Source organism: Streptomyces sp. PA03-3a, from assembly GCF_033792735.1.
Classification (GTDB): Bacteria; Actinomycetota; Actinomycetes; order Streptomycetales; family Streptomycetaceae; genus Actinacidiphila.
In genome coordinates this window covers 21,676-28,248 of record NZ_JARAVM010000064.1, presented here as the reverse complement: position 1 = coordinate 28,248, position 6,573 = coordinate 21,676, and the positions used below count along the sequence as shown (strand labels likewise).

The following is a 6,573-nucleotide window of genomic DNA, read 5'->3' as shown; positions in this document are numbered from 1 at the left end:
CCGTACGGCCGCCGTCGGCGGAGCGGCCGCCCACCGCGCCGTGGCCCTCGTCCTCGGCGCCGGAACGGCCCGGCCGTGCGCGGCCGCCGCCCTGCGGCTGGACGCGCTGGGCCCGCCGGCCCGCGCCCTGCGCGGGAACGCCTCGCTCCGGCTGCTGCGGCGGGTCCAGCCGCAACTGGTAGCTGCCCGTCTCGGGATCGAAAACCCACTGATCCGCCGGGTCGACGTGCTGCCTACGGCCTTGCGTGTCCACGGTCGATCGAGTCCTCCGTCTCGGCCGCTGCAACAGGCCGGATCGCTCACACTAACCCCACAGTTCAGCGTCTACGCCCGCGGCTGACAAATTACGCTCCCCTACAACTGGACAAACTGTTCAATCCCCGCTGCCGTCACACACATCGCGGTCGGCGGTGGTGCCGCGGTACGACGGGGAGGCGCTCGCCGGGCTCGACGGTGTGGGAGATGCCGGAGGGGCGGTGGAGGTTCCGCGGTCCGTCGGGCGGGCGGAGCCCGAAGCGGAGTCCTCGTCCCCTTCGACCGTCACCTGCCCGTCCTCGCGCAGGGTCGTGAACAGGTCGTCCGCGGCGGGCTGCACCAGTTCGTCACGGTTGGGGTCGGCTGTGTAGGGGCGCCGCGGCACGGTGAGGAAACGCACCTGGTCGGTCGGCGTCTTGCGCAGGCTCTGCGCCAGTTCGTACAGCTCGGCGAGCGAGTCGAGGCCCTCGTCCGCGGTGAGCGAGGAGGTCGCGGCGTCCAGCAGCGGGTAGAGCTTGGCGGGGTTGAGCAACACCCCCGTGGAGTCGACCTTCTGCACCAGGGAGGCGAGGAACTGCTGCTGCCGGTCCATCCGCTGGGTGTCGCTGCCGTCGCCGATGCCCTTGCGGGCCCGGACGTACCCGAGGGCCTGCTCACCCTTCAGCACCTGCCGGCCGGCCTCCAGGTCCAGGTGCGCGTCCTCGTCGTGCACGGCGTGCGGGACGCAGACCTCGACGCCGTCGACGGCGTCGACCATCTTCTTGAAGCCGTTGAAGTCCACCACGAGGTGGTGGTCGACGCGGATCCCGGTCAGCTTCTCCACCGTACGGATCGCGCAGGCCGTGCCCCCGAACTCGAACGCCCAGTTGAACTGGGCGAGCTGGGGGCTGGTCATGCTGCCGTCGGGCCGCCGGCAGGAGGGGATGTCGACCATGAGGTCGCGCGGCAGGCTGACCGCCGTCGCGCTCTTCCGGTCGGCGGCCAGGTGCAGCAGTATCGCCGTGTCCGAGCGCTGGGTGCCGGTGTCCTGGCCGTACTTGCCGTTGCCGTCACCGCGGTTGTCCGAACCCAGCAGCAGGATGTTCTCGGCGGTGGTCGCCTCGGGCAGCACCTTGGGCCGCTCGGACTTCACCCGCATCAGTTCGTGGGCGGTGTCCGTGTCCGTCCGGATGTTCCCGTCGAGCTGCTTGTAGAGGTACCAGGAGACCCCCGCCCCGGCCAGCAGCACCAGGGAGACGACCACCGCGAGGACGCGCAGCCAGGTGCGGCGGCGCTTCCTCGGCGGGGCCTCGGCGGGAGGGGTGTCCTCGGCTTCCGGCGAATCGGCTGGCGTGGTCACGTCCGGGCCCGTCCTTACAGGTGCTGCTGATGATCAGGTCACCTATAAAGACCGTTCAATCCCGCCCTCGGTTGTGCGGAGTTGTTCAAATCCGTCCGAGACTGCCGGGGACGGCGGGCCTGGCGGTCGGCTACGCCGTGTGGGTGACCCGCTCGCTCTCCCGGCGTTTGTCCAGGTCGGCTGGGGGCAGCCGGTCCAGATTGCGGCAGAGCACCACGGAGGCGTCCACCGCCAGCGGCGCCAGCAACCCGGCGGCCAGACCGTCCCAGTCGTCGTACGGCCGGCCCGACAGCAGCCGCGCCCCGGCCGTCAGCCCCAGGGCCGCGGCGGACGTCCGGGCCCGCGCGGTCACCTCCGCGCCGGTGAGCTCCTCCCCGCCCGGCAGCTCCAGCGCCGGCGCGTCCGGGTCCACCGGCGCGTACGGGACGAAGCGGTCGCCCTGGGAGGGCACCTCGACCGCGTAGTCGAGGAAACCCTCCGGCGGCTGCGGGAAGCGGCCGCCCAGCGGGCGCAGCGCCAGCGCGACCCGTTCGCCGGAGCAGGCGCGGGCCTCCTCCAGCGTGTCCGGGCCGGACACCACGAGGTCGGCACGGCCCGGGTCGCCCCCGGGCACCACGACCACGCCGGTGGAGAAGCAGGCGAGGACCCATACCGCGGTCTGCCAGTGCGCCGGCAGCAGCAGCGCCGCCCGGTCACCCGGCTGGGCGCCCAGTTCGTCCTGGATGAGGTTGGCGGTCTTGGCCACCCAGTTGCCGAAGGTGGCCACCGACAGTTCGACGCGTTCGCCGGTGGCGTCGTCGTAGAAGGTGACCAGGGGCCGGGCGGGGTCCACCGAGAGCGCGGAACGCAGCAGGTCGGCGGGTGTGCGGGCAGTCGATGTCACGCGGCCCAGGCTACGTCAGGCGGGGGCGCCTCGGGCGCGGCTGATGACCCGGCAGAACAGGACAGCCCGTCAGATCCCGGCTGCGCGTTCTGGGGCCTTATGTAACTGTTCATCCCATGCGTGCACTTCTTGCGACGTCGATCTCCGCGGCGTGCATGGCTGCCCTCGCCCTGCCGCTCGCCTTCCCTTCCGGTGCCACCGCCACCGTTCACGTGCCGGTGCGGGCGGCCACCCCCGACACGTCCCCCGGCGCCACCCGAACCCTCCCGCTGGCCCCGCTCGCCACGTCCGGCCGGGCCGTCGGCGCCCCGCTCTCCCAGGGGCTGCGCGCCCGCGCCGTGCAGCCGTTCTCCATGATCGGCATCACCTGGGACGACGTCGGCACCGACCTGAGGGGCACCGTCCAGGTCAGGACCCGCGCCACCGGCACCGGGACCTGGTCGAAGTGGCGCACCGTCGAGGCGCACAGCGACGACGCCCCCGACGCCGGCTCGTCCGAGGGCTCGGCCGGCGCGGTGCGCGGCTCGACCTCCCCGCTATGGGTGGGCCGTTCCGACGGGGTCGAGGTACGGGTCGTGCCCGAGGCGCCCTCCGGCGGCAGGCGCGGGGTGCAGCCCGGCCTGCCCAAGGGGCTGCGGCTGGAGATGGTCGACCCCGGGGACGAACCGGGTGACGGCCTCGGTGACGGGCCCGGCGGGGAGCTGGGCGGAGATCCGGGCGGCGACCTGGGAGGAGATCCGGGCGGCGACCTGGGAGGCAGCTACCTCGACCCCGACGCCGCGTTGGACCCCGGCCCCGCCGGCCCCGCCGGCCCCGCCGGCCCCGCCGGCCCCGCCGGCCCCGCCGGCCCCGCCGGCCCCGCCGGCCCCGCCGGCCCCGCCGGCCCCGGGGGCGGCGTCCCGCGCGGTGACGGTACGACAGACGGCCCCGCGGGCGACGGCGCGTTCCCGGGGGGGCCCTCCGGCGGCGGCGAGCCCTCCGAGGGCGTCGACCCCTTCGACGGTGTCGGCCCCAGCGAGGGCGGCTACCCGCTCGGCGGCCGCCAGCCGCAGGACGGCACCACCACCGACAACGCCGCGGACCCGGGCGACACCTCGGGCACCCCGGTCGAGTCCCCCTTCGTCCCCGCGCTCAGCCGCTCCCAGACCGAGGCCCTCACCGGGCAGCGCTTCACCGGCGGACGCCCCCGCATCATCACCCGCTTCGGCTGGGGCGCCGACGAGCAACTGCGCAGCGAGGACTCGGAGCTGACCGACGCCGTCAGCGCGATCTTCGTCCACCACACCGCGACCGGCAACGACTACGAGTGCGCCGACTCCCCCTCGGTCATCCGCGGTATCTACCGCTACCACGTCAAGAGCAGCGGCTGGCGCGACATCGGCTACAACTTCCTCGTCGACAAGTGCGGAAACATCTACGAAGGCCGCAGCGGCGGCGTCTCCAAGGCCGTCTTCGGCGCGCACACCCTCGGCTTCAACGAGCACACCATGGGCATCGCCGTGCTCGGCGACTACTCCGAGGACGAGCCCAGCCGCGAGGCCCTGACGGCCGTCGCCGGGCTCGCCGCGTGGAAACTCGGAATTTACGGCCACAACCCGGAGGGCATGACATATCTGGTGTCCGGAGGGAGCAACAGGTACCCGAAGGGTACGCGGGTCCGCATGAACGTCATCTCGGGCCACCGGGACGGATTCGCCACGCAATGCCCAGGAACGGAGTTGTACGACGATCTCGGCATCATCCGCCGCACCGCGGCGGGGCTCCAGGGCCGCTGATCGCACCCTGCATAGGATTGGCCGCTCATGCGTTCGGCCCGCCAGGAAGCGGAGACAAAAACAGGTGACTGAAGCGATCCTCTTGGTCGGCGGCAAGGGCACCAGGCTGCGCCCCCTGACGGTGCACACCCCCAAGCCGATGGTCCCCGCGGCCGGTGTCCCGTTCCTCACCCACCAGTTGGCCCGGGCACGCGCGGCGGGCGTCGAGCACATCGTCCTGGCGACCTCCTACCTGGCCGAGGTCTTCGAGCCGCACTTCGGCGACGGGTCCGCGCTGGGGCTGCGTCTGGAGTACGTCACCGAGGACGAGCCGCTCGGCACCGGCGGCGCCATCCGCAACGTCGCCGACCGCCTGGACTCCGCGCCCGGCGACCCGGTCCTGGTCTTCAACGGCGACATCCTCACCGGCCTCGACATCGCCGGACTCGTCGCCACCCACCGCGACTCGGGGGCCGACGTCTCCCTCCACCTGACCCGGGTCGAGGACCCGCGCGCCTTCGGGCTCGTGCCGACCGACGCCACCGGCCGCGTCACCGCGTTCCTGGAGAAGCCAGAGACGCCCGAGGAGATCGTCACCGACCAGATCAACGCGGGCGCCTACGTCTTCGACCGTTCCGTCATCGACTCCATCCCGACCGGCCGCGCCGTATCCGTCGAGCGCGAGACCTTCCCCGGGCTGCTCGCCGACGGCGCCCATCTGCAGGGCATGGTCGACTCCACGTACTGGCTCGACCTCGGCACCCCGCACGCCTTCGTCCGCGGCTCCGCCGACCTCGTCCTCGGCCACGCGCCCTCCCCGGCCGTCCCCGGGCGCTGCGGCGAACGTCTCGTCCTGGAGGGCGCCCGGATCGCCGACGACGCCAAGCTGACCGGCGGCACCGCCGTCTCCGCGGGCGCCGTCATCGGCGCCGGGGCGGTCGTCGAGGGCAGCACGATCCTGGCGGGCGCCGTCGTCCACCCCGGCGCGACCGTCGTGGACTCGCTCATCGGCGCCGGCGCGGTCATCGGCGAGCGCACCGTCGTCCACGGATCGGTCATCGGTGACGCCGCGCACATCGGCGCCGGCAACGAACTGCGGCACGGCGTGCGCATCTGGTGCGGCGCGGTCATCCCGGACGGCGCGGTCCGCTTCTCCTCCGACCAGTAGCTGCCGCGGGCCCGGCCGGTGGGCGCACGCCGCCCACCGGCCCCCGGAGACCCGAGGCCGGCGGCAGTACCCGCGCCCCGCGCAGCGACGTGCCGCAGCGCGCGGCCGCGCGGCAGCCCGAGCCCCGGAGGCCCCGAAAGGTCCCGAAGCCCGGCGGGGCACGCCGTAGGCTCGGAGGGTGCACCCCGAGCAGACCCGACTCCTCCGCGCCGCGGCCGGCCGCGTCCCCGCCCCCCGCACACCCGGCCGCACCCGCCGCTGGGCCCCGCGCGGCCCCCTGGACCTCGGCCTGACGCTCGGCCCCCTGCGCCGCGGCCCCGGCGACCCCGCGTTCCGCGTCGGCGCCGACCGCGCGCTCTACCGCGCCTCGCGCACCCCCGAGGGCCCCGGAACCCTGCGTATCGCCCGCCCCTCCGGGGGCGAGATCGAGGCCGAGGCCTGGGGCCCGGGCGCCGAGTGGCTGCTGGACCGCCTCCCCGGCCTGCTCGGCGACGCCGACGACCCCGGTGCCTTCACCGCCCGGCACCGCGTCGTCCACGAGGCGCACCGGCGCAACCCCGGCCTGCGGCTGACCCGTACCGGTCTGGTGCTGGAGTCCCTGATCCCGGCGATCCTCGAGCAGAAGGTCACCTCCGACGAGGCCTACCGCTCCTGGCGGGTCCTGCTGTGGCGCTTCGGCGAGCCCGCCCCCGGCCCCGGGGAGGAGCTGCGCATGCGGGTCATGCCCGACGCCCGCGGCTGGGCGATGATCCCCTCCTGGGAGTGGCACCGCGCCAACGTCGACGGCAAGCGCTCCGCCGCCGCGGTCCGGGCCGCCCGTGCCGCCGCCCGCATGGAGCAGGCCACCGACCTCGCCCCCGCCGAGGCCCTCGCCCGTCTCCAGGCCGTCCCCGGCATCGGGCCCTGGACCGCGGCCGAGACCCTGCAGCGCAGCAACGGCGACCCCGACGCGATCACGGTCGGCGACCTCCACCTGCCGCACACGGTCGGCTACGCCCTCACCGGCGCCCACCGCTCCGACGACGCCGTCATGCTCGAACTCCTCGAGCCCTACGCCGGCCAGCGCCACCGCGCCGCCCGCCTCATCCTCCTCACCGGCCGCCGCCCCCCACGCCGCGCCCCGCGCATGGCCCCGGGCAACATCGTGCCCCTGTGACGAGCCCGCGAGGCGCGC

5 protein-coding genes and 1 pseudogene are annotated in these 6,573 nt (G+C 74.4%); 3 read left to right on the top strand and 3 right to left on the bottom strand.

The genetic code is table 11. From position 1 onward, the window contains the following. The 3 genes and pseudogenes from PV342_RS39225 to PV342_RS39215 all read right to left on the bottom strand — a co-directional run. Positions 1 to 253: pseudogene (locus tag PV342_RS39225) on the bottom strand (LCP family protein); the annotation flags it as partial. Between the two features lie 120 nt (positions 254 to 373). Then, the gene (locus PV342_RS39220) at positions 374 to 1,594 is read right to left on the bottom strand and encodes an LCP family protein (protein ID WP_500320932.1); all 1,221 of its coding nucleotides are present in this window, start codon (positions 1,592 to 1,594) and stop codon (positions 374 to 376) included. Between the two features lie 130 nt (positions 1,595 to 1,724). Continuing rightward, positions 1,725 to 2,477: a TIGR03089 family protein gene (locus PV342_RS39215; protein ID WP_361000757.1), complete on the bottom strand. Its 753-nt coding sequence runs from the start codon at positions 2,475 to 2,477 to the stop codon at positions 1,725 to 1,727. Positions 2,478 to 2,593: 116 nt separating this feature from the next. On the opposite strand from PV342_RS39215, the gene PV342_RS39210 reads away from it, so the two are divergent. The 3 genes from PV342_RS39210 to PV342_RS39200 all read left to right on the top strand — a co-directional run bounded on the left by PV342_RS39210 (position 2,594) and on the right by PV342_RS39200 (position 6,555). Continuing rightward, positions 2,594 to 4,252: a peptidoglycan recognition protein family protein gene (locus PV342_RS39210; RefSeq protein WP_500320930.1), complete on the top strand. Its 1,659-nt coding sequence runs from the start codon at positions 2,594 to 2,596 to the stop codon at positions 4,250 to 4,252. A gap of 64 nt (positions 4,253 to 4,316) precedes the next feature. Continuing rightward, a complete protein-coding gene (gene manB, locus PV342_RS39205) occupies positions 4,317 to 5,399 on the top strand; it encodes a mannose-1-phosphate guanylyltransferase (RefSeq protein WP_026251107.1) in 1,083 nt (360 codons plus the stop codon). Between the two features lie 178 nt (positions 5,400 to 5,577). Continuing rightward, entirely contained in the window at positions 5,578 to 6,555 is a 978-nt protein-coding gene (locus PV342_RS39200) for a DNA-3-methyladenine glycosylase family protein (protein ID WP_500320928.1), read from the top strand. The last annotated feature ends 18 nt before the right edge of the window (positions 6,556 to 6,573 follow it).